The sequence below is a fragment of the Sulfurimonas sp. HSL1-2 genome, from assembly GCF_039645565.1.
GTDB lineage: Bacteria > Campylobacterota > Campylobacteria > Campylobacterales > Sulfurimonadaceae > Thiomicrolovo > Thiomicrolovo zhangzhouensis.
Map to the genome: position 1 here is coordinate 1,439,064 of NZ_CP147914.1, position 21,084 is coordinate 1,460,147.

Annotated in this window: 24 protein-coding genes; 5 read left to right on the plus strand and 19 right to left on the minus strand. The window is 52.5% G+C overall.

Going from position 1 to position 21,084, the window contains the following annotated elements; genetic code table 11:
• Positions 1-15 precede the first annotated feature (15 nt).
• The 12 genes from WCX18_RS07355 to WCX18_RS07410 form a co-directional block, all read right to left on the minus strand.
• Positions 16-738, minus strand: coding sequence for a DNA alkylation repair protein (locus WCX18_RS07355; protein WP_345986982.1), 723 nt, complete (start codon positions 736-738; stop codon positions 16-18).
• A 414-nt stretch (positions 739-1,152) separates the two neighbouring features.
• Positions 1,153-1,773: a hypothetical protein gene (locus WCX18_RS07360; protein WP_345986983.1), complete on the minus strand. Its 621-nt coding sequence runs from the start codon at positions 1,771-1,773 to the stop codon at positions 1,153-1,155.
• 101 nt (positions 1,774-1,874) lie between these two features.
• Positions 1,875-2,801: a hypothetical protein gene (locus tag WCX18_RS07365; protein ID WP_345986984.1), complete on the minus strand. Its 927-nt coding sequence runs from the start codon at positions 2,799-2,801 to the stop codon at positions 1,875-1,877.
• Positions 2,802-2,825: 24 nt separating this feature from the next.
• On the minus strand, positions 2,826-4,520 hold the full coding sequence (locus WCX18_RS07370; protein WP_345986985.1) for a hypothetical protein: 1,695 nt from the start codon (positions 4,518-4,520) through the stop codon (positions 2,826-2,828).
• 208 nt (positions 4,521-4,728) lie between these two features.
• Positions 4,729-4,929, minus strand: coding sequence for a hypothetical protein (locus tag WCX18_RS07375; RefSeq protein ID WP_345986986.1), 201 nt, complete (start codon positions 4,927-4,929; stop codon positions 4,729-4,731).
• Positions 4,930-5,010: 81 nt separating this feature from the next.
• Complete coding sequence (locus WCX18_RS07380) at positions 5,011-5,535, minus strand: hypothetical protein (protein ID WP_345986987.1); 525 nt, start codon at positions 5,533-5,535, stop codon at positions 5,011-5,013.
• Between the two features lie 129 nt (positions 5,536-5,664).
• Positions 5,665-6,675, minus strand: coding sequence for a MoxR family ATPase (locus WCX18_RS07385; protein WP_345986988.1), 1,011 nt, complete (start codon positions 6,673-6,675; stop codon positions 5,665-5,667).
• A 48-nt stretch (positions 6,676-6,723) separates the two neighbouring features.
• Positions 6,724-7,068 (minus strand): nitrogen fixation protein NifQ, encoded by a 345-nt coding sequence (locus tag WCX18_RS07390; protein ID WP_345986989.1) that lies wholly within the window; start codon positions 7,066-7,068, stop codon positions 6,724-6,726.
• A gap of 42 nt (positions 7,069-7,110) precedes the next feature.
• Positions 7,111-7,419: a hypothetical protein gene (locus WCX18_RS07395; protein ID WP_345986990.1), complete on the minus strand. Its 309-nt coding sequence runs from the start codon at positions 7,417-7,419 to the stop codon at positions 7,111-7,113.
• A gap of 37 nt (positions 7,420-7,456) precedes the next feature.
• Positions 7,457-8,686 (minus strand): nitroreductase family protein, encoded by a 1,230-nt coding sequence (locus WCX18_RS07400; protein ID WP_345986991.1) that lies wholly within the window; start codon positions 8,684-8,686, stop codon positions 7,457-7,459.
• Entirely contained in the window at positions 8,679-9,113 is a 435-nt protein-coding gene (locus WCX18_RS07405) for an ankyrin repeat domain-containing protein (protein ID WP_345986992.1), read from the minus strand. Before WCX18_RS07405 ends, WCX18_RS07400 begins: the two co-directional genes overlap by 8 nt.
• A 27-nt stretch (positions 9,114-9,140) precedes the next feature.
• Positions 9,141-9,695 carry a redoxin family protein gene (locus WCX18_RS07410; protein WP_345984497.1) on the minus strand — a complete coding sequence of 185 codons (555 nt, stop codon included), beginning with the start codon at positions 9,693-9,695 and terminating at the stop codon, positions 9,141-9,143.
• Positions 9,696-9,880: 185 nt separating this feature from the next.
• Here WCX18_RS07410 and nifA point away from each other — a divergent pair, with 185 nt between their 5' ends.
• Entirely contained in the window at positions 9,881-11,530 is a 1,650-nt protein-coding gene (nifA, locus tag WCX18_RS07415) for a nif-specific transcriptional activator NifA (RefSeq protein ID WP_345986993.1), read from the plus strand.
• Between the two features lie 30 nt (positions 11,531-11,560).
• Positions 11,561-11,728, plus strand: coding sequence for a hypothetical protein (locus tag WCX18_RS07420; protein WP_345984499.1), 168 nt, complete (start codon positions 11,561-11,563; stop codon positions 11,726-11,728).
• Between the two features lie 182 nt (positions 11,729-11,910).
• On the opposite strand, the gene WCX18_RS07425 is transcribed toward WCX18_RS07420, so the two are convergent.
• Positions 11,911-12,780, minus strand: a complete 870-nt coding sequence (locus tag WCX18_RS07425) for a GyrI-like domain-containing protein (RefSeq protein ID WP_345986994.1) — start codon at positions 12,778-12,780, stop codon at positions 11,911-11,913.
• Between the two features lie 171 nt (positions 12,781-12,951).
• Here WCX18_RS07425 and WCX18_RS07430 point away from each other — a divergent pair, with 171 nt between their 5' ends.
• A complete protein-coding gene (locus tag WCX18_RS07430) occupies positions 12,952-14,403 on the plus strand; it encodes an acetyl-CoA carboxylase biotin carboxylase subunit (RefSeq protein ID WP_345986995.1) in 1,452 nt (483 codons plus the stop codon).
• A gap of 147 nt (positions 14,404-14,550) precedes the next feature.
• A complete protein-coding gene (locus WCX18_RS07435; RefSeq protein ID WP_345986996.1) occupies positions 14,551-14,796 on the plus strand; it encodes a hypothetical protein in 246 nt (81 codons plus the stop codon).
• 24 nt (positions 14,797-14,820) lie between these two features.
• Here the strand turns inward: WCX18_RS07435 and nifT are convergent, their stop codons facing one another.
• From nifT to WCX18_RS07455, 4 genes are read right to left on the minus strand one after another with little or no spacing between them, the layout of a single operon-like run.
• Entirely contained in the window at positions 14,821-15,042 is a 222-nt protein-coding gene (nifT, locus tag WCX18_RS07440; RefSeq protein WP_345986997.1) for a putative nitrogen fixation protein NifT, read from the minus strand.
• Positions 15,043-15,069: 27 nt separating this feature from the next.
• Positions 15,070-16,734, minus strand: a complete 1,665-nt coding sequence (locus WCX18_RS07445) for an FAD-dependent oxidoreductase (RefSeq protein ID WP_345986998.1) — start codon at positions 16,732-16,734, stop codon at positions 15,070-15,072.
• Positions 16,724-17,845, minus strand: coding sequence for an aldo/keto reductase (locus WCX18_RS07450; RefSeq protein ID WP_345986999.1), 1,122 nt, complete (start codon positions 17,843-17,845; stop codon positions 16,724-16,726). Before WCX18_RS07450 ends, WCX18_RS07445 begins: the two co-directional genes overlap by 11 nt.
• Positions 17,845-18,816, minus strand: a complete 972-nt coding sequence (locus WCX18_RS07455) for an iron-sulfur cluster assembly scaffold protein (RefSeq protein ID WP_345987000.1) — start codon at positions 18,814-18,816, stop codon at positions 17,845-17,847. The genes WCX18_RS07450 and WCX18_RS07455 overlap by 1 nt, the downstream gene beginning before the upstream one ends.
• A gap of 160 nt (positions 18,817-18,976) precedes the next feature.
• Here WCX18_RS07455 and WCX18_RS07460 point away from each other — a divergent pair, with 160 nt between their 5' ends.
• Positions 18,977-19,372, plus strand: coding sequence for a P-II family nitrogen regulator (locus WCX18_RS07460; RefSeq protein ID WP_345984507.1), 396 nt, complete (start codon positions 18,977-18,979; stop codon positions 19,370-19,372).
• 3 nt (positions 19,373-19,375) lie between these two features.
• On the opposite strand, the gene rpoN is transcribed toward WCX18_RS07460, so the two are convergent.
• Entirely contained in the window at positions 19,376-20,644 is a 1,269-nt protein-coding gene (rpoN, locus tag WCX18_RS07465; protein WP_345984508.1) for an RNA polymerase factor sigma-54, read from the minus strand.
• A gap of 147 nt (positions 20,645-20,791) precedes the next feature.
• Positions 20,792-21,082: a 2Fe-2S iron-sulfur cluster binding domain-containing protein gene (locus WCX18_RS07470; RefSeq protein ID WP_345987001.1), complete on the minus strand. Its 291-nt coding sequence runs from the start codon at positions 21,080-21,082 to the stop codon at positions 20,792-20,794.
• Positions 21,083-21,084 lie beyond the last annotated feature (2 nt).

A 21,084-nucleotide genomic window follows, 5' to 3' on the forward strand; every position in this document is an offset into this window, starting at 1 on the left:
TCTATGGTTGAGCCGCTAAACCTCCCCCTTCAGATAAGCCTTGCGCTCCCCTTCCGGGAACTTCTCGATGGCGTAGCGCAGCATCGTCCGCGGCATGCTCTTGTAGCGGGAAGCAAGAAACGCCCGCTCTCTGTCCGGCTCGCGGTTGCCCACTTCCCGCAGCATCCAGCCGACGGCCTTGTGGATCAGGTCGTGCGTATCGGAAAGCAGCAGCTCCGCAATCGCCAGCGCCGTGTCGAACCTGCTGTTGCGGATGAAGTAGAACGTCGCCATGATCGCGATGCGGCGTTCCCACAGGCTTTCGGATTGTGCGAACGTATAGAGGACCGCTTTGTCCCTTGCTATCAGGTACTCACCGACAATGTAAGGAGCTGAACTGTCGACGAGGTCCCAGTTGTTGATGTAGGCAGTATTGGCCATGTAGCAGTCATAAACCGCCTCTTTCTCCGCCGCATTGCTACGTTCGTATTTCACGACCATCAGAAACAGCGCAAAGAGACGTTCTTCATGATAAGACGAATGCAAAAGCTTCTCGACCTCCTGCAGCGGCGCCTCACGGAACTTGGCAACCTGCTTTCGCAATACGGGAACGCGGATACCAAGAAACCTGTCCCCTGCTCCATACTCCCCCTCGCCCGTTTTGAAAAAGCGCTTAGAATGTTCGGCGATGTCGGGGTCACCTAGGCTTCGGAGGGTTTGGCTGATATTTTTTGCATTCATTTTAGGTGCAGGATTCATTACTTCCTATTCCATCAACGATCATCCAAACTAAACCGATCAACGCACCATAGACTATGGCATTAATTAGTCCGAGTTCCGAAGACTGTGCAAACCAATAGACTACACCTGCCAGTCCCCCACTACAAAGCGTTCTAATGATTATTGAAATACACCGATTTGAGCTGAAATACCTTGAAGAAATCGCAAGTGATAAAATGAATGTAAATATAGCACTGGTTTCAGCAAAATAGTTCTCCCGACTTGCATAAACTAGACTCAAGGCTATTGCGAGGACTAGAGAAAGAACAACTGTCACAAATAATGTGGGTTTTTCTTCAAACCGATTTTGCATGATTCCCCTAACGTTTGAAATGAGCAATCAAAAAGCCGCCCGCGGGTTTTTGATTGGTCTCCTTTGGTTTGTTAGATTCTTTAATGTTTTCGAGAAACATGTGGTCGTAACCATTTTTCAAATAATTCTATTGCTGAATTTATTTGAGGTGTAAACTTGTCAAGTTCAGATTCTTCACCTAAGTGATACAAAGTTGATCGCTCATTTGCTTTTTCTTCGCGATTTTTCCAGTTTTCTTGATGTGGGTTTTTATATCGAGCTAAGAGATCCTGTAATGCTATGAGCAACTCTGCTCTACATTTTCTTAAGGGAACTATTGTGTCTTGATGCTCTGAGCCCCATTCGACAAGAGCTTCTAAATTTTTTTCTTCTAATTCTGCAAAAGCTTCATCAAGCTTTTTCCAACGAACTTCATAAACATGAGCAGTCCCTGCGTAACGATGTTCTTTTTTTAATTGACCTATTTGATCTAACATGTCTTCAGGATATTCATAAACATAAATTGCAGGGTTTCTGACATGCTTAAAGGCTTCTCTGACTTTATAAGCAGAACGTAAAACATCTTTTGCGAGTTGATACTCTGATTTCCCTTTGAGTTCTCTCTGCCAAGTACTAAGACCTTTGTAAGCAATCAATGCTGCACCAGCAGCTGATAATGCAACTACAATGTCTTTTACAATAGAAATACATTCGTTTGCCATACAGACTTCCTATAGACTATCTAACGTTTGAGTTCACCAATAAATGCCTGCGAGGCATTTATTGGTGTGCAACGATTTGTTAGCTAATGAGAGTTTTTTGATCACTTGACGGTGACAAGAACTATTGCCACAGTAGAAATCAATAATGAAATAACTGTGAGCCACTGGTATGTTGTTTTAGCTTTCTCGTTTTCCGCATTTTTTTGCTGTAGATTCTTTACAAGGTCAAATAATTCTTTAATCTGCTGATCATGCTTCAAATCGTTTGCATCACTTTGAAATGAGACTTCTGAAGTTTTTTCGTGGAGCTCTCCAATTTGTTGGTCGTGCAGTGCATCCTTTTCATCACTTTTATTCAATATTAAAGTAGTTTTTTGGTGAATCTCATCAGATAGTTCAGCATCTTTTTTATGAGATTCTTTCTCTAGCCGTAAAATTTCTGATGCTAATTTTTCATCGTTAATATCACTGTGGTTTTTTAGATCAACAACATCTTTTTGCTGTTGTTCCTGAAGCCTCTTGATTTCTAAGTGTTTATTTGTAAACTCATCAGCTTGAGAGAGAATGATATTTGCAAATTCTTCACCAGATTGATTTAATTTGATAATTTCGCCATTGCTATTTTTGAAGCCATTTGCAATCAATTGAGACATTGCTTGAATCATAACTGTTGAGTATTCAACAGAACGACAAGAAAATTTGACGGCTTCCTGAATCAGGTCATTCATTTCAACTATGGCTTCATTAGTTCTTACCAGTGCAGTAGCCGTCGCATCAGTTTTCTTTCCTGTTTTGCCAAACCAGCCTGACTCCATGTTTTTGGCACGTTCAGAATCTTGTTTAGCTTCTTGTATGCGTTCAGAAACTTTTTTGATATGTTTAAAGATTTCAACCGCTTTATCACTAGCTTCTATTAATAAAGCCTTATCTGAAATATTAATTGGCAGGTTTTCTGTCTTTATCAATGTTTCGGCAGTTGAAGCGACATTTTCAATATCTCCATTAGTTTCTTGTTCAGAACTTTCCATTATAAGTATCTCCTGTTTTTATAATTAGTTATTTCTTTTTCTAAGCTTATCCATTGCGCTTTCAAGCCCAGCACGAGCTTCTGCTACTTGGTTTTCCGATTCTATAATTATATTTCGTGTTACAACAAGTGTCTCAACGGTTTGTTCAACGGATTCTTGAAGAAACTCATATGCATCTTTCAAAACAAACCAACTTTGTACAGTTTTGTACTCTACAACAACTCCACTCTGATAAATCAGTTGAATTTGGATTTTGCTTTTCTTGCCTTCATTCCGAAATTTATCCATAGCATAAATAACTATTGTCGTCAGCAGACCACCCATAATTCCTGTTAAAGTAACGGCCAAAGCATCACTTACGGTTTGATCAATAAACGGTAAGGGAAACATCATAATGGGCTGGAGACCAGGAATTGATTGTAAGAATTTCTCAACAGCAGCACTCAAGCCTAACGAAGCGGCTCCAATTAATCCTGCCACCATGATTTTTACTGCTTGGTAGTTTGCCTCATCTTGAGTCATGCCAGCAGGTGGGTTCACCATAATTTTTACCGCTTGAACGAGTGAGACAAACCCAGCGCGGATCATATGGACAATTTTTTTTAATGTTGTCGCAAAAAGGTTGACTGCAAAAACTAAAAGGTTTGAAAAAAATGCCGTTAAACCACCTTCAATTGAGTCGGTGAAAATATCTTTCCATTTCTTTTTTAAGTTTTCTACAACCTCTGACATTCTTGTTTTAAATCGAATAAATACATCCTTTAAAGATTCATTTCCTCGATTAGAAAACGTTTCTTTGACCGCCAAAAACAGAGCTTGAACAAATTCACGAAGCACCACTCCAATGGCCGAATAAGCGGCTATTTTAGCTGCATCCTTTCCACCAGTGACTAACAGCTCTTTAGAGTATTTTTTGAATGCTTCTTTGTTGATTTCTTTTTTAATTTCTTTTCGCGCTTTTTTGTCTTTTTGCAAGGCAGCATCTTTGTCAATACCAAATCTCTCTGCCTTAGTTCCTTCAGTTTTTTTGTCTGAACTATCAAGCCATTCTTTCATTTTTTGATCGCCTTTTGACTGATTGGCACTGCCATCAGTAAAAGCCAGATTTGAATCTTTTGTAGCCATTTTCGCCCGATCTTCAGGGCTCATATGTAAATTTGCAGCTGCATTGCTTTCTATTTCTTTTGCGGATACTATATGATCGAGGTGAGCACGTCCATCTTTTGGCAATGGACGACCTGTATATGCATCAATTATCTCATTTTGTGTTTGAAACGCCTGTTTTCGCTTGCCTGGCAATGGATCATCATAACCTGTTTTTTTCCTCACGTCAGACCATTGTCGACTTCCGTCATGGTTTGATTTGAAATCATCGAATTTCGCTTTATCAACATCGTTTGCTGTAATACCTTTTTCAAAGTTATGTGTTGTAGTGACATTGCCACCGTCTTTGCAATCAATGAACATGCTTGCTAAACCGAACTGACCAGTTATCGTATCCATGATAGAAGATTTGCAGCACTCAATTAAAGTGTCTCCTTCATTTGTGGAAAGTTGCTTTTTAAGCGAATCCATTTCTGATAGAGCTTCTTCTAACCCCTGATTAACATCGATTCTTATTGTGTCCATTTTTTCGTAGTGATCCAATTCACTTTCAATAAGTGAAAAATCCTCATTATCAAATACCAGAGTATCCCTATCTAAAGAATCATTTTTCATGTTTTACTTTCCCTATATATGTAATTTCTACGAAGCTAACTCTCTATTCAACGTACAAAATGTTCAATTATCTATTGAAAAATCGTGTTAATCATACATTTCGTATATAGATTCGAATCAATATACCACCTATCAACTTAACACAAAACAAAACTAATTAATACAGAAAAAGAAGTGTGGGACGAAGGAAAACGTCCCGGGAGAGGTATTAGTGGCGGTACTCTTTATGGTGTCCGTAGGCGTGGCCATGGCCGTTGCTGCGTTTATAGACGGTTCGGCCCTCTTCGTAATATCCTGACGGGTATCCGGACTCGTAATAGATGACCGGTTCACCTCTGTAAGCGTACGGCGCGCGGATGACGCAGCCGGTAAAAAGCAGTGGGATGAGTGCAAGTAGAATGTATCGCATCTTCTATCCTTTTTTCATTTAGATAGGAAAAGCATAGAAAAAAATCGTGGGGGATCGTGACCTCAACTCTTGATAGCCCTCTTACAAGCTGAGTTCGTTGTCGATGACGATTGGATCGTCCAGGGGGCACTGAAATGTGAAGATGGAATCTTTATGATGCAGAATCAACGACGCATTTGTATCCTGCATCAGGAACTTGTCTTCGATGTCAAAAGGCCTTACCCATACGCGTCTGCCGTCTACAATCGCTTCGACATGAACCGACTTGCTCAAGAAGGCGCTCAACAGCAACTTCGGAGCGATTTTCCGCATCCTTCCGGTCAGTTTTGCCTTTGGCGAAACGACTTTTACCGGACGGTAATTCCCATAATCATCAGGGCAACGTCGTCCGATACACAACTCGAACTTGCCGTTGATTTCATCGTTTTCCAGTGTGGAAAGTTCACTGACGTATTTTATGGAGCGGTCGAGTATATAGGCGCCGGATATGTCCTTTATAAACATATCGGAAGGAGTGGTACAGTGGTCATACACCGTTGTCACCCAGTAACCGCACCCTTGTAGAAAGAGAAGAGAAAAGGTGATCAGCACAAAATGTTTTTTCATTGCTCCGAGTCACTTGCGTCATTGTCATTCAAGACAAATGCAATCATTTATCGGACAATATACCACTTTGCATCTTAGTGCCAAAAAAGTTAGAGGGGAGAAGATGCGCGCGAAGCGCAGCGAAACGGTTTAGAGAATATATTCCCCGTACTTCGCCAGCCAGGCGTCAAAGGCGCCGTGGGTCGCGATGGATTCGTCCTTGACGATGACGTCTTTTACGAGCATAACGCCGAACTCCGTCGGGAGGGTTTCGCTGTAGGCGAAGAGGTGGTCTTTGTGAGTGTCGGAACCGTTGTAGTACTCGACAAGCGCGGAGACGAGCGCGTAGAGCAGTGCCGGCTGGTTCTCGATCTGCGGGTAGTGCCCCTCGTAGATCGCCGCGACATCCGGCAGCTCCTCGTAGACCTTGACGTAGGAGACGAACTCGATCCCGGCGGCGTAGCCGATAGTGCCGTAGATGACCGGGGCGATCTTGCCGATATCGAGGCTGGACTTCAGGATGTTCGAGAGCATGTGGTAACTGCGCGGCGTCGCGAAGGCCGGGTTGGCGTCGTCCTCGACGACCGGTTCAGTCGAGAGCAGGTCCGGGCGGAAACCCAGGAAACCGATGACGAAGTGGTGCAGTTTCGATTTCAGCGCGAAGAGCTTGAAGTCGTCGAAGCGTGCCTGGACATGCAAGTGTACCATCCGGTTGGCCAGCGGCGTCGGCAGGCGGAAAACGACCCCGCGGTCGCTGACGCGGTTCCCCGCGCAGATGATCCGCCACCCTGCGGGCAGGTCGTACTCGCCCATGCGGCGGTTGAGCACGAGCTGGTAAATGGCCGCCTGGACCGACGGCGGCGCGGAGTTGAGTTCGTCGAGAAAGAGAATCCCCTCGGAGTCGGGGTCTTTCGGGAAAAAGACCGGCGGCATCCAGACCGTCTGCTCGTCGCGGATCGCCGGGACGCCCCGCAGGTCGACCGGGTCCATCTGCGACAGGCGCACATCCACCAGTTCAAGTTTGTTCTTCTCGGCCACGTCGGCGACGATGTAGGATTTCCCAATTCCGGGGCTGCCGTGGATAAAAAGCGGCGTATCCGTTTTGATCAGCGTATCGATATGGTCGTAAAGTTCCGTGGTTGAAATGGATGGTGTCGTCATTGAGGGTTAGCGTTCCTTTCAGTATTTAACGTGCGGATGCCCGGGGGTTCAGGCAGTCAGCTCTTTAACCATGCATTTGAAGCAGGTGAGCTGATCATCGCAGGTGGCGCAGGCCGGCGCGATGGAGCCGACCCGGTCATAGATGTATTTTTTCCAAAGCTTGTCTTTGGGCTTTTCCTCCGCCAGCTTCGGGAAGTTCTTTTTCATGAACGCCCCCATCTCCGTGCGGCTGTGAAAGCCCATGTCCTCGTACAGGTGGTCCATCAGCAGCGACTTCTGCGCGACCAGGGGTGCAAGGACGGTTTTGGCATAGTAGTTGACCGCATACGCGGAGAGGAGTGTCTTGACGTCTTCATACATTTTGACATGTTCAGGCGGCATGATCGCAGTCATGGAATCTCCTTGTATATAACGCATCAGCATGCAAGTACCGTTCTACTGTCTGCCGTAGAGCAGATAGAGATAGTCGTGAATGTCGCTGAGGAAGAAGCGGCGGTTGTCGCGCTCCTCGAAATGGCCGACCCAGCCCGGGTCCCCCTCCGCCGTCATCTTGCTGGGATGCACGAACTCGTTGTAGGGAAGCGTCGCCTTGAGCGGGCCGCAGTCGTTGATGGCGTCGACGACCGCCTCGAAAATGGCATCGAGCGTTTCGTCGTCCGCGGTGAGATAAAGATTCCCGTCTTTCTGGTAGAAGCGGTAGATGTTCAGGATCTTCTGTGCTTCGGCATTGTGTGCTTTGTTCATCTTTTTGACATTCATATTAAGGGTACCTCCATCCACCCTACCGTTCCAGACCGAAGACGCCGACGTAGAGTATGTGTTCCGGCGTCTCCAAAAAGGTCTGCAGCTTCTTATCGTAAAAGGCCCCGATGGCCGTATAGCCGACGCCCAGGGCGGCGGCGTCCAGCGAGAGGCCGTGCGCAAAGGCGGCCGAGGCCATCTGCAGGTCCGCATCGTACTGCGCGCTGCTAAGCACCATGACGATCTCCGCGTTTGCAACGAAACGCTGGTCGACCAGCATCGAGGCCGCCGTCTCGGCGAAGTCGCCCGCCTTAAGCTGTTCGCCGCCGCGGTAGAGACCGGCCGGGGCGCGGTCATTCCGGAGCACGATCGCGTAGGCGTTCAGCCACTCCGGCGTTCGCGTGAGCGTATGCATAATGCGTTCAAATGCCTCCGCGCGCATCGCCTTTCCGGCAAAGACGCGGGCGGATCGCCGGGCGCGCTGCAGGGTCGCGTCGGTGCTGCGCATCCGGGGCGGCAGGGTCCTGCCGACGGGGTGATGCTGCACGATCCAGCCCGGAACGACCCCGTCGCTCTCGTCGTAATCGGTCGGCGCCACCTGCATCAGCGGCGCTTTCGGGAGCTTTGCGGGTTTTTCACCCGCCTTCCCCACGGCCATGACCGAGCAGACGAACTCCTGCTGCTTGAAGCCCATCATATGGTTCAGTCCCGGGAAATCCACATCGTCCAGCAGCACGGTATCAAGCCCGTGCACATCCATGGCCGCACAGAGCGCGCCGATCTGGTGACCGGCGTCCATATAGCAGTAGCGCCAGGCACGGTGGCCGTACTTCCATTCGGAACGGAACGGTACGACACTGACGACAAAAATGAAACCCTCGAAGCGCGTTTCCATCCCGACGAAGTGTTCCAGTCCCTCCGCACCGCATTCGCGGATCAGCACCAGCTCCCCCTTCAGGGCATCGAGGTGGTAGATCCCGCTGAGCATCCCTTTGATCCCGCGCACCTGCACATAGAGCTCCACGGGGTGGAGGTTACCGGCAGAGGGAGTGTTGAGGCGAAGGTAGGGTTTGCCGCCGACGCTCCCTTCAAACGTGACACAGCGGGCCAGGCCCAGCGGCGAAAGCTCCTCGTGCGTATCGAAACCGACGCGGTAAAGGAACTCCGGGTACTGCTTGAAAAGGGAGGGCTGGGAAGACCAGTCGATATAGCCGCCGGAACGGGCGACGCGCAGCGGCGTCAGCACCGTCGCGTCATAGAGCTCACGCATAGCGCAGCTGATTGAGGACGTCCCGGTTAACGGCGAAATCGATGGCGCAGTAGCCGTCCATGTTCTGCATGGACTTGTCGGCGCCCAGGGAAAGAAGGGCTTTGACGCTGTTAAGACGGGAGGCGGAGACGGCGTACATCAGCGGTGTTTCGCCGTTCTCGTTGATGTCGTCGATATCCGCGCCGGCAGAAAAGAGGCGGGCAATGATCGCGGCACTGTCGGCATAACAGGCGTTGAAGATAACGCCGTTAAAATCGTTGTTGACCGCATAGAGATCCACACCGGCTTCCAGCAGGCGCTCGACCATCATATCGTTGCCTTCCAGCGCCGCCTGCAGCAGCGGCGTGTTGCCGTTGAAGGCCCGGGATTCCAGGTCGCTTGGGTCAAATCCGCGTGCCAGCAGCCACGCAATATAGTTCTCTGCCATGAGGGCCTCCTTTATCTCAAAAGCGGATCAGACGCTCATCCACTCTTCGTGCGAATGGCCGTGCCCCGTCTTCTTCTCGTTGACCAGTTTGTCAACGACCTCGATGCAGGCATCGTAATTGACTTCGTCGACGATCTCGGGAACGATCTCGCGGTAGGCGACGACGCCGTCGCGGTCAATAACGTAAACGGCGCGGGCCATACGGTCTTTGAGTTTGCCCTCGCTGATCAGCAGGCCGTACTTCTTGGCGAAGTTGCGGTCCGGGTCGACGACGAGGTCTGCGGCATCAATGGACTCTTTTTCAGCAAAATCCTTGACGAAATCCAGGTCATCCGTCGTGATCATGATGGCATTGAGCTTTTTGTACGTTTTGAGCAGATCATTGAATTTTTTGGCGCCGAGGGAACAGACTTCCGTTTTCAGCGAAGGAATGGCGATGAGCAACTGGGTATTGGGGGCGATCATGCCGATGACGTTCTGTGATCCGTCAAGCTTCGTGATGCGTGCTGCCGGGGCTTCTCCGCCCACATTGGGCTGCTTTCCGATAAGGGGTGTCGGGGTGCCGTGTACCGTGATTTCCATAACATATCCTCTGTGAGATTTGCCAATCAGATGCAAAAAACGTTCTTGTAAAATATGTACGGATGCCTATTTTTTATACTACATATTTGTCGGTTTGTGGTACCAGGTTGGTCTATAATAACACCTGAATATTGATTCACGCAAGTGTGTAGAAACCACAACCCGTAAAAGAAAGAAAAACAGTAATGATATACGACACCCCAGCGATCCCCGACAGGCCGGAATGTAAAACCTGTTCGTTGACCTTTGCCTATAAAGAGATCGAACTGCTTTACGAGATTGCCGTCATCCTGGCCAGCACGACGGATATCAAAGAGACGATCGAACAGGGAATGCGCCTGCTCAAGCGTCACAACTATCTTGAACGCTGTGCCCTCTTCCTGCTCAACGAAGAGGAGGTTCTGGAACTGTACGCCTCGATCGACCTCACCGAGCAGCAGCGCCTCATGGCGACCTACAAGCTCGGCGAAGGCGCGACGGGCCTTGCCGCCGCCGGCGGCGAACCCGTCGTCATCGAAAATATCCACAACAGCATCGACTACCTCAACAAGATGGGCGTCGTCAACAGCAAGTCCGTCTCCTATGTCGCCGTTCCCGTTATCCAGGACGACGCCGTGACCGGGGTCATCTCCGCCAACCTCGGGCCGGACACGCCGCTGAACTTCGACGAGATCGTCCGCATGCTCACCATCGTCGGTTCGCTCTTCAGCGGAACGCTTGCCATTCAGCAGCGTTTCATCAAGGAAAAAGAGCAGCTCAACCAGCTCAAGATGTACTATAAAGAGGAGATGCTCAGCGAGCACCGCTTTGAGAACATCATCGGGCGGAGCACGAAAATGCGCCAGATCTTCAGCATGCTCGAGACCGTCGCCCCGACCGATGCGACGATCCTCGTTCGCGGGGAGACGGGTACGGGTAAGGAACTCATCGCGACGGCGGTGCACAACCTGAGCCGCCGCAAAAATGGCCCCTTCATTAAGCTCAACTGTGCCGCCATCAGCGAAACCCTGCTCGAATCCGAGCTCTTCGGTCACGAGAAGGGCGCCTTTACCGATGCCAAAGAGATGCGCAAAGGGCGTTTCGAACTGGCCGACGGCGGTACCCTCTTCCTCGACGAGATCGGTGACATCACCTCCTCGCTCCAGGTAAAGCTGCTGCGTATCCTCCAGGAACAGGAGTTCGAACGCGTCGGCGGGACCAAGACGGTCAAGACCGATGTCCGCCTCGTCGCCGCGACGAACCGCAACCTTGAAGAGATGGTCAAAAAAGGGGAGTTCCGCGAGGACCTCTACTACCGTCTCAACGTCATCCCGCTGAACCTCCCGCCGCTGCGCGAACGCTACGAGGACGTCAAACTGCTGATCGAGCACTACATGAAGAAATTCATGAAAGAGCACAACAAAAACATGAGCCTTTCCAAAGCGGCGATGGAACTCTTGCTCGATTACCCGTGGCCGGGCAATATCCGGGAACTTCAGAACACGATGGAGCGCCTGGTCCTCATCTGCCCCGAGGGCGAAGTCCTGCCGGAGATGCTCAACCACGTCCTGCCGTTCAATTACCAGAAACTCTACAACACCGCCGCCCCCGAACCGGTGGCGCAGCCTACGGTGCATTCCATGCCGCCGGTAGCCCCGCCGCCTGCCGAAGAGGTACACGCCGCCCCTGCCGAGTCCCACCCGGTCACCAAGGCGACCCTGCAGGAGCTGGAGAAGGAGTCCATCATCCAGGCGCTGATCGAGAACCGCGGGATCCAGACGAAGGCGGCGGCCCAGCTGGGCATGACCCCGCGCCAGATCGGCTACAAGATCAAAAAATACGACATCGACATCTAGATGTCTTAACCCCAACCAAGGAGATTTATCATGGCACACGCAACATCGGAAAACACACAGGTCTCACCGGCAATAGGTGCGACGTACGACACCTGGTTCCTCGGACGCAAAAAAGAGAGCTGCAGCAAAAGCGCCAAAGGCGTCACCCCGGTCTGCCGCGATGACAAGCAGAGCTGGTTCCTCGGGCGAAAACAGTAGTTTACCGCCGCTCAAAACCCCTGGAACGCCGTTTGCATTCTCCTTATAACAAGGAGTTATAAATGGCTATGCACTACTATCATCAACAGCTTCAAGCGCTGCGCACAAGTCTTGCCTGTAACGGCTGCGGCGCGACCATGGTGTTTTACAGCGCCCCCGCTGCTCTTATCTACGGCCTGTAATCAGTAACGTATCGAGATATAGAAGCTGAGATCGAAGGTCCCGTCTTCCGAGAGGAAGTTGTTCTTGCGGTAGACGGCGTAGGAGGGTTTCGTCGTCGTTTCGTATTCGCTGCGCGGAAGCCAGACATGGTAGACCCAGTGAATGAAACGCAGGAAATCCTCGTGGCGCCCCTGCAGGTCGAAGCGGGCATAGATCCCCGAAGCGATCTTGAACTTCGGCAGGCGGTCGCTCTGCACCTTCTCGTCCGTCACGATACAGGCGATATAGCGGCACTCTTCCAGCGGCGTCACCGTCGGGTTGTCGTGAAAGAGCGCGATCTGACGGTAGTCCGACAGGCCGTTATCCAGCACCCAGGTCTGCAGCTTCTGCCACGTCGGCTTGATCATGCTGTCATACCCTTTGTGGCGGATATAGTAACTCTCCAGCTCCGGCCGCTTTTCGATCACCGGCTCCATGCCGTCAAATTCGGAGAGCTTCGCCGTTTCAATCCCCGCACGCCTGAGCAGCCGGTCCGAATAGGTTTTATACCCCCCTTCCCGCCACCGTTTCGGACTTTTGCCGAACCGCATCCTGAACGCTTTGATAAACGACGAATGCGAGCTGTACCCGCACTGCGCTGCCACCTCGGAGATTGTCGAGTAGCGGTTGGTGATCAGCAGGCTCGAGGCTTTCTGCAGCCGGATCGACTTGATGCTTTCATAGATGTTCTGGCCGAACATCTCCTTGAAAATCCGGTGCATATGAAACTTGCTGATTTTGAGGTCGCGGCTGAGCTCCTCGAGGTCGATGTGCGTTTCGATATGGGTATAGATATAGTAGAGGATATCGTTGGCGATCTTCGTATGTTTCTGAAGCGTCTCTTTTCTCATAGGTTCATTATAGCAATAATAGACAATTTTACTCACAATAGATAGAAAAAAAACTCACATTATCAAAATAGATAAAACGCAATAAAGCAAAAGAAATAATTTTGAGAACCCTCTAAAATGTCTCCATCTTTTTGAATCGGGATGCCCGGAGGCATCCGAAACGGAGTCTGAATGCAAACGATTACGAAAATTCTGGTCGCAAACCGCGGCGAGATCGCCCTGCGCATCATCCGCGCCTGTAAAGAGCTCGACATCACCAGCGTTGCCATGTTTTCCGAAGTCGACGCCGAAGGGATCTGGGTCCGCAAAGCCGACGAGGCCTACCCCATCCTCGGCAACGCCCTGCAGGCCTACCTGGACTATGACCGCATCATCTCGCTGGCAAAAAAAGCGGGCTGCGACGCTATCCACCCGGGTTACGGCTTTCTCAGCGAAAACGCCGAGTTTGCCGATGCCTGTACGCGTGCCGGTATCATCTTTATCGGCCCGAAAGCGGAGCACATCATGCTCTTCGGCGACAAAACGGCCTCCAAGGCGGCGATGAAAGCGATCGGCGTCCCCGTCATCGAGGGGACCCCGACGGCCATCACCGACAAAAAAGAGGGGGCAAAGGTCGCGGCGGAAATCGGCTTCCCCGTCATCATCAAGGCGGCCTTCGGCGGCGGCGGGCGCGGGATGCGCATCGTCCGCAAAGCAAAGGAGTTCGACGAACTCTTCGACTCCGCGACGAACGAAGCGAAAAAATTCTTCGGCAAGGGGGATGTCTTTATTGAAAAATACGTCGAGAACCCGCGCCATATCGAGGTACAGATCATCGCCGACAAGTACGGCAACGTCGTGCACCTCGGCGAACGCGACTGCTCCATCCAGCGCCGCCACCAGAAGGTGATCGAGATTGCCCCCTCCCCCCGCCTGAACGACGCGGTGCGCAAAGAGATCTTCCGCATCTCCACCAAGGCGATGTTCCGGCTGGGGTACGAGAGCGTGGGGACCATCGAGTTTCTCGTCGATGAAAGCGACACCGTCTTTTTTATCGAGATGAATACCCGCGTCCAGGTGGAGCACCCCGTCACGGAGCTGATCTCCGGCATCGACATCATCCAGCGCATGATCGAGATCGCCGCGGGGGACAAGCTCCGCTTTCTGCAGGAGGAGATCATCTTCCGCGGCTATGCCATCGAGTTCCGTATCAATGCCGAAGACCCCCAGAAGCAGTTCTTCCCCTCCTGCGGGAAGATCACGAACTACATGGCGCCCGGCGGCCCCGGTGTCCGCCTCGATACCAGCCTCTACGCCGGCTACGTCATCCCGCCGGATTACGACTCCATGATCGGCAAACTCATTATCTGGTCGCTGGACTGGGAGGGGGCCGTCCGCAAAGCGCGCCGTGCCCTCGACGAGTTCTACATCGACGGGCTGCCGACGAACATCCCGCTGCACAAAGCGATCGTGCGCGACCGGGACTTTATCGAGGGACGTTTCACCACGAACTATCTCGACGAGAAACTGGACAAGTTCAACCTCGACGCGATCAACTGCATCAAAAAAGAGGAAGAACGCATGGAACAGATCAACCGCCTCATCGGAACGATCAAGCAGAACAACCTCTCCATCCGCCACTGACCCAGCCGTCCGGCCCCGTTTTTCGGGGTCGGCATCCCCTATAACATATTTTTTTTTATCTGCAGAAATTAATTTGTATATTATTTGATCAATTTACTTTTTTATGTGGTAATATTTTGCGTGTTTATTTTATTAACGAGGTGTTCCTTGACCACAAAAATCATCTTTTCCGACGGAAAAGTACAGTTCATTGACAGTGTCGATTCTGCATTTTGCAGCAAACTCAAAGATGCTCAGAGCGATAAAGGCGTAAACGATCTGCTGTCGCAGCATATCGGAAATTTCGCCATGTGTGAAGAGGCAGATGCCGGTAAGGTAGAGTGTACGGTGGACCTGATGAAGAAAAAGCAGTCCAGTATCAAACGCATGAAGAAGGCGTTCGGCGGGCGCTAGGCCCGTAACCGCGCCAAAGCGTGATCAGTCGTCGCCGCGGGTAATGATCTTGGCGTCGACTTCGTCGGGGAGGTTTTTCGGCCCCGGTTTGATGTACCAGACGTCCCCGTTGGTCAGGCTGACATTACCGCCCCACTTTTCATCTGTGTCAAACTCCAACTCCTTGATGATCTCCTCCATGTCCTTCTTTGCCACATAGAAGAGGATCTGTCCGTCCCCGTTGTCTCTTAACATTACTTTAGCCATTGTTTTTCCTTTGTTGTTAGATGGATCTCAGACTTTAAGGGAAGCCAGAACTTTTTTGGTGTGGTGCCACAGGCCGCCGCGCACGACCCGCTCGAACGATATTTTCAGGTAGTCGCGCCCCACCAGTTTGATGTAGGAAGCAGCATTGAAATAGCGGTCGTCGCGCTCGGGGTAATCCACGCGGTAGTGCACCCCCCGGCTCTCTTTGCGCTTGAGCGCCGAGAGGATCATCGCCTCGGCGATGGTCAGGGCGTTCTCGAACTCGAGGATCGACGCCAGCTCGACGTTGTTCTCCCGTTCTTTGTGAATACAGTGCAGCCCATGCTTTCTGCCCATGAGGTAGTGGGAGTACTCCAGGGCGGATGAGAGCGTATCTTCGCTGCGGAAGACGCCGGCGTTACGGAAGAGCGATTCGCCGAGATTCTTGCGCATGGCGTTGATGTTGTAGAGGTTGTCTCCCTCCAGGATCAGCTCTACGCGGCGGCTCTCCTTGTCCACATCCCGGTAGTCGATGGGACGGAACTCGCGTCGGCGCGCATATCGCGCCGCTTCGATGCCCGCCTGGCGGCCGAAGTAAGCCCCTTCCAGCAGGGAATTCCCGCCCAGGCGGTTGGCACCGTGCACGCCGGTCACCGCGCACTCCCCGCAGGCAAAGACCCCGGGCATGTCCGTGGACGTATCATCGCGCGTCCAGATCCCGCCGATGGTATAGTGCGCCGAAGGCGTGATCGGCAGCAGCTCGGTGGTGATATCGATCCCTGCGCCGTTGAGGGCCATCTTCCGTGCCGAGGGAAGTTTGGCGTCGATGAGGGCTTCGCCCAGATGGCGGAAGTCGAGGTAGACCGTGTGGCCCTCGCGCATGTGTTCGGTAATGGCGCGCGAGAGCTTGTCGCGTGTCTGCAGTTCGTCGGTGAAACGCGTCCCCGTCTCGTCGACCAGGTAGGCCCCTTCGCCCCGCGCCGCTTCGCTGATCAGCGAGCCGTTCGTCGCAAGCGTCGTCGGGTGGAACTGGACGAACTCCATGTTGGAGAGCCGCAACCCCGCCCGCAGCGCCGCCGCGATGACGTCGCCGGAACTCTCCTGCGCGTTGGTGGAGTGGCCGCGGAAGATCCCAGCGTACCCGCCGCCGGCCAAAATCAGCGATTTGCAGGCAAACGCAATCACCTGCGAATCGCGGCGGCGCAGCACGGTCACACCGGAGAGCTTCTCTTTGAAACTGCAGATGTTGAGGAACTTGTGGTTCGCAAGAATGTGCACGCCTTCGTTGCGGCACTGCATCAGCAGGGTCTGCACGATGGCCGAACCCGTCCGGTCGGCAATGTAGCAGGTGCGGTTCGCGCTCGCACCCCCGAAAGGACGCTGTGCGAACGCCCCCGATTCGTCCGTATCGAAACCGACCCCCATCTCACCGAGTTCCTGTACGATCTCGGGCGCCTGGGCGCACATCTTGCGGATATTCCCGAGGTGGGCCAGTCCGTCCGAACCGTCGAAGGTATCATTGACGTGACGCTCGACCGAATCGTATTCGCTGACGTTGATGACGGCGTTGATCCCCCCCGACGCTACGGCGGAGTTGGAACGGAACGGATTGCTCTTGGTAAGGACCGCGACGTGGCAGCCCGCGCGTTTGGCAAAAAGTGCTGCATGCAAACCTGCGATCCCGCTTCCGACGACGATCACATCATACAGCATACTCGCCCTTTACGACCTTGTTCATCGTCTCCTTGGGAAGCTGCGGCACATAGGCCAGCAGCAGATTGTCCTCGACATGCTGCGGATCAACGGCGCCGAAGAGCGCACTCAGGATCCCGCCGGAACGGGCGAACTGCAGTGCACTGATAATATCGGTGAGTTCGCCGGTGCCCATCATCTCGGCCAGACGGATGTCGAACTTGCCCTTGAAGAGGTTCATCTGCAGCAGCGACGACGCCGCGAAACACTGCAGGCCGTACCCGTACGCCGCCTGCAGCAGCGTGTAATAACGGCCGTCCGGTCCCTTCTGGTTGGCATAGGTATACGCATGCGTTTTGGCGAGGTTGAACGGGATCTCGAGATAGCGCAGGTGGTGTTCCGGCCCTCCGACCTCTTCGGCGATGGTGACGATGTCCTTGAGGCTGAGATACTCCGTGTGCCCCATCTCGTATAAAAAGCCGTTCCATGCCGCGATACCGTAGTGGCGGATCTTGCCTTCGGCCACCAACGCTTCAAAGAGCTTGAACGCCTCTGCGATGCGCAGGCGGAGCGTCATATAGTCCACGTACCCCAGCTGGGTCTCCGGATTATGGAGGAAGAGCGCGTCGAGCGTCTCGACGCCCAGGTTCTTGAGCGACGTCTCAACGCTCCAGCGCAGGAATTTCGGGTTCATGCAGTGCTGGTCGACGACGATGTCGTCCTTGGCGGCGAGCCCCGCATCGAGCATATTCGTCTTGATCCAGTCGTAAGGGTCCGGGAAGGGGAAATCCAGGGGGATGAATCCCGCCTTCGAGGTGATAAACAGTTGTTCGCGGGTTGCTTTGCCCTCTGCAAAAAGCTCGGCAAGTGCCTCGCCGATCTCACGCTCGCTCATCTGGTAGCGGTAGTTGATCGCCGTATCGATGACGTTGATGCCGTTTTGCACCGCCATCTTGACCGCGTCTTTATAGTTGAGAACGTAGTTCTCTTCGCGGTAGGGCTCTTTGCGGAAGGTCCCGAGCCCCATCGACGAGAGAAATGCCTCGCCGTTGAAGCGGTAGAAGTCCCGACTGAATTTCGGGAACTGTTTCAGGTAGCCGAATGTGCCTTCTTTGGTCGCGTATGTGGCCATTAAGTAACGATTACCTTGATCGGAGCTTTGAGTTTGAAGTTGAGCATATCCTCGATACCCGCCAGCGTCGTCGTCGTATTCATGGAACAGCTCATACATTCACCCTGGTACTTGATGAGGACATCCCACTTGCCTTCGTTTGCAACGATGTCAAGCAGTTCGACGTCACCGCCGTCGGCCTTGAGGGTCGGGCGGATATACTCTTCGAGAATGGACTCGACCGCTTTGATCTTCTGGACAAGGCCCATGGATTCGAAGGTGCCGTCGCCCTTCGCTTCGATGATTTTGCGGCTCTTCTCTTCGGCAGCGAGCTCCTCGAGCGCCTGGGAGAGCAGGTCGACGAGGTAGACGTCTTTCTTCTCGTGGCCGCCCGGTTTGATACAGGATTTACAGAAACCGCCCGCCTTGGTGTAGTCGGTGATCTCTTCGATGGATTTGAGCTTGTTGAGCTTGATAACCTCCAGGATCGTATCCTGGGAGACACGGGCACATTCACAGATGATGAACTCATCCTCGAAGCTCTCCATATCGACACCCTTGTAGATGGAAGCCGCTTTTTTGATGACATCGTAGGCCATAACGGAACAGTGCATCTTCTGGCCCGGAACCGCCGGAACATCCGGATCGTCGCGCAGCGCTTTTTCGACGTCGATGTTCGTAATTTTCAGCGCATCGTCGACGGTCTTGCCCATACAGAGTTCGGCCATCATGTCCGAACTGGCGATCGCCGTACCGCAACCAAAACTTTTGAATTTGCTGACCTTGATCGTGTCCGTCGCCGGATCGATCAGCCAGTAAAGGCGTACGGCGTCACCGCAGCTCTCTGCACCGAAATCGGCGATAACGAGTTTATCATCGCCGGCATCGGCTTCAGTGAGTTCTCCCATATTGATAGGATCGTTCATTCTACGCTGTACTTCGGTTGAGTACTCCTCCCAGAGCGCTCCGCCGATCAAATCATCTCTAGCCATTTTGTGACCCCTTTTAAAAAAGATTTCTACCGGCCATTATGCAAATGGTGTTCCAGTTGAGCATCCCCGCGCAAACGACGCTGAGATGACAAAATTGTCACCCTCCGACGTCAGGAATACCTTATGCAGTATCTATGGTAATCCAATGAAAGGATCAGCCATGTACCAACTGACTGCCATCTTCAACCGCAGTTGCCTCAGTGATGTGTTACTGGAGCTCAAAGAGCACGCTATCGAAGGCGTCACCATCAGCGAGGTCATCGGTAAAGGCGGGTTGGCGTTTGACGACGCGGGCCCCGTCGAACTCGATGAGAACATCCGCCTCGACATCGTCGTCTCGAACGAACTCTTCAAAGAGGCGGCCAAAGAGGCGATCCGTTGCAATACCCGCGATCTCGGCAAGGGAAGCGGCAAAATGTGGGTGACGCCGGTCCTGGAAGTCGAACGGATCCGCACCGGCGAAATCAACGAAGCGGCGCTGCGCCACAGCGACAACGACGAGCGCGCGCTGCACTTTGACAGCTACTACACCGCCATCGACACCCCGGCGAGCTGAGCCTCAGCGCTCGGCCAGTTTGTAAAGGAAACGCCGCTCTTTGAAGGGCGGTATCTCCAGCTCCTGGCGGTACTTCGCGATGGAGCGCCGCACCATGGAGATCCCGAAGCGCGCTTCGATCTTCTCATGCAGGATCTTGTCGCTGAAAGGCTTGTCATGATCCTCGCTTTTGACCAGCCGCTCCAGGAAATGTTTGATCTCCGCCGTAGAGACGTTCCCGATCGCGTTGGAGAAGAAATCCTTGAAGGCGAACACCCCCCGCTCCGTCTCCAGGTACTTGTCGCTGATGGCGCGTGAGATCGTCGATTCGTTAAAACCGAGTTCGTCCGCCACGTCCTGCAGTTTCAGCGGCTGCAGCTCCCCGCCCATGAAGAAGGCGTACTGCTTCTCCAGCAGCACCAGCGTTACGTTGTAAAGCGTCGCCTTGCGCAGGTCGAGCAGCTTGACGAGCTCGCGTGCCTCTTTGAACTTCTGTTTGGCAAAATTGTCATACTTGTCGATCTGCGTCACTTTAAGGTCGGGGTAGAAGGCGTTATTCATCTTGATGGTGAACTCGCCCCCCTGAAAGGCGACGTAGAGGTCAGGCAGCACCGGCGGCTCGCTCTCCATGTACTCCAGCGCCGGCGGGTTCTTGAGGTGGCTTATCACCTCTTTCGCGTCGTGAAGGCGCGGGTGGTTGACGAACTTCTCCATTGACTCGAAACGGGTGATCATCGCACTGACGAGAATGCTCAGCTCATCGTCCATGTCGACCTCGTTGAGCTGGAAGAGGAACGACTCTTTGTAATCCTTTGCCCCCACGCCCGAAGGCTCCAGGTAGGCAAAACGCTGACGTACCTTCTCGACCTGCTGCGCATCGGTATCGCACTGTTCGGCGATCTCTTCGACGGAGCCTTCGAAGTACCCCTCGTCGCTGATATAGTAGATGATCTGGCGGGCGATCTTCTGGGAGATCGGGGTCGGAAAGAGCGGTGCGGCGATCTGCTCGTCGAGTCTCTCATAAAGCGACTGGCTCGAGACGCTCAGCCACTCGATTTCATCGCTGGAGGCGTTGGAAACATGGTTCTGGTACTCCATGTAGGCACGATGCGATCGTTCCGAAGAGCTCTCCGAGACTTCGAATCCCGACGAAACTTCAAGACAGGGGTTTTCACTCGAAATGACCTGCAGGTGTTTGTCCAGGTCCGAAAGCGAACACTGTAGCAGCGGCAGCCATGTCTGCATGGAGAGGCGCGGCAGCTGTTTCTGTTTGAGGTTTAAAGCTTGTTTCATCGTCTAATCATACCCCTGCTGCAAATATTGTGATACGGAAATGTGGATATATTTTGTGCATTTATTGCACAAAATGCAAAATTTGTTCTAGAAGTTTCGAAAATGTAGAAGAAAAAGGAGTCCGAAGGGGAAAACCCTTCGGGAAGATTAGTACTTCAGGCGGACCAGACCGTTGGGCTGGGCAATTTTCATCTGGCAGGCCAGACGTGCTTTCGGGCTGGATTCGTTCAGCGTTTTCATGACCGCTTTTTCTTTGTCCGTCATGTCGCTGAGGAAGTCCATACCGGACTCAACGAAGACCACGCAGGTCCCGCATTCGCCGTCACGGCAACCGAACGGCAGGGCAGAACCTGACGCTTCAACAATGTCCTGAATCGTTTTACCCGGCTTGACGTTGATCGCCAGGAAGTCGTTCATAATTTCTACACGTGTTGTCATCT

Excerpts from the sequence above, each read along its gene's own strand:
- WCX18_RS07355 (WP_345986982.1), bottom strand. The coding sequence starts at position 738 with ATGAATCCTGCACCTAAAATGAATGCAAAAAATATCAGCCAAACCCTC.
- WCX18_RS07360 (WP_345986983.1), bottom strand. The coding sequence starts at position 1,773 with ATGGCAAACGAATGTATTTCTATTGTAAAAGACATTGTAGTTGCATTA.
- WCX18_RS07365 (WP_345986984.1), bottom strand. The coding sequence starts at position 2,801 with ATGGAAAGTTCTGAACAAGAAACTAATGGAGATATTGAAAATGTCGCT.
- WCX18_RS07370 (WP_345986985.1), bottom strand. The coding sequence starts at position 4,520 with ATGAAAAATGATTCTTTAGATAGGGATACTCTGGTATTTGATAATGAG.
- WCX18_RS07375 (WP_345986986.1), bottom strand. The coding sequence starts at position 4,929 with ATGCGATACATTCTACTTGCACTCATCCCACTGCTTTTTACCGGCTGC.
- WCX18_RS07380 (WP_345986987.1), bottom strand. The coding sequence starts at position 5,535 with ATGAAAAAACATTTTGTGCTGATCACCTTTTCTCTTCTCTTTCTACAA.
- WCX18_RS07385 (WP_345986988.1), bottom strand. The coding sequence starts at position 6,675 with ATGACGACACCATCCATTTCAACCACGGAACTTTACGACCATATCGAT.
- WCX18_RS07390 (WP_345986989.1), bottom strand. The coding sequence starts at position 7,068 with ATGACTGCGATCATGCCGCCTGAACATGTCAAAATGTATGAAGACGTC.
- WCX18_RS07395 (WP_345986990.1), bottom strand. The coding sequence starts at position 7,419 with ATGAACAAAGCACACAATGCCGAAGCACAGAAGATCCTGAACATCTAC.
- WCX18_RS07400 (WP_345986991.1), bottom strand. The coding sequence starts at position 8,686 with ATGCGTGAGCTCTATGACGCGACGGTGCTGACGCCGCTGCGCGTCGCC.
- WCX18_RS07405 (WP_345986992.1), bottom strand. The coding sequence starts at position 9,113 with ATGGCAGAGAACTATATTGCGTGGCTGCTGGCACGCGGATTTGACCCA.
- WCX18_RS07410 (WP_345984497.1), bottom strand. The coding sequence starts at position 9,695 with ATGGAAATCACGGTACACGGCACCCCGACACCCCTTATCGGAAAGCAG.
- nifA (WP_345986993.1), top strand. The coding sequence starts at position 9,881 with ATGATATACGACACCCCAGCGATCCCCGACAGGCCGGAATGTAAAACC.
- WCX18_RS07420 (WP_345984499.1), top strand. The coding sequence starts at position 11,561 with ATGGCACACGCAACATCGGAAAACACACAGGTCTCACCGGCAATAGGT.
- WCX18_RS07425 (WP_345986994.1), bottom strand. The coding sequence starts at position 12,780 with ATGAGAAAAGAGACGCTTCAGAAACATACGAAGATCGCCAACGATATC.
- WCX18_RS07430 (WP_345986995.1), top strand. The coding sequence starts at position 12,952 with ATGCAAACGATTACGAAAATTCTGGTCGCAAACCGCGGCGAGATCGCC.
- nifT (WP_345986997.1), bottom strand. The coding sequence starts at position 15,042 with ATGGCTAAAGTAATGTTAAGAGACAACGGGGACGGACAGATCCTCTTC.
- WCX18_RS07445 (WP_345986998.1), bottom strand. The coding sequence starts at position 16,734 with ATGCTGTATGATGTGATCGTCGTCGGAAGCGGGATCGCAGGTTTGCAT.
- WCX18_RS07450 (WP_345986999.1), bottom strand. The coding sequence starts at position 17,845 with ATGGCCACATACGCGACCAAAGAAGGCACATTCGGCTACCTGAAACAG.
- WCX18_RS07455 (WP_345987000.1), bottom strand. The coding sequence starts at position 18,816 with ATGGCTAGAGATGATTTGATCGGCGGAGCGCTCTGGGAGGAGTACTCA.
- WCX18_RS07460 (WP_345984507.1), top strand. The coding sequence starts at position 18,977 with ATGTACCAACTGACTGCCATCTTCAACCGCAGTTGCCTCAGTGATGTG.
- rpoN (WP_345984508.1), bottom strand. The coding sequence starts at position 20,644 with ATGAAACAAGCTTTAAACCTCAAACAGAAACAGCTGCCGCGCCTCTCC.
- WCX18_RS07470 (WP_345987001.1), bottom strand. The coding sequence starts at position 21,082 with ATGACAACACGTGTAGAAATTATGAACGACTTCCTGGCGATCAACGTC.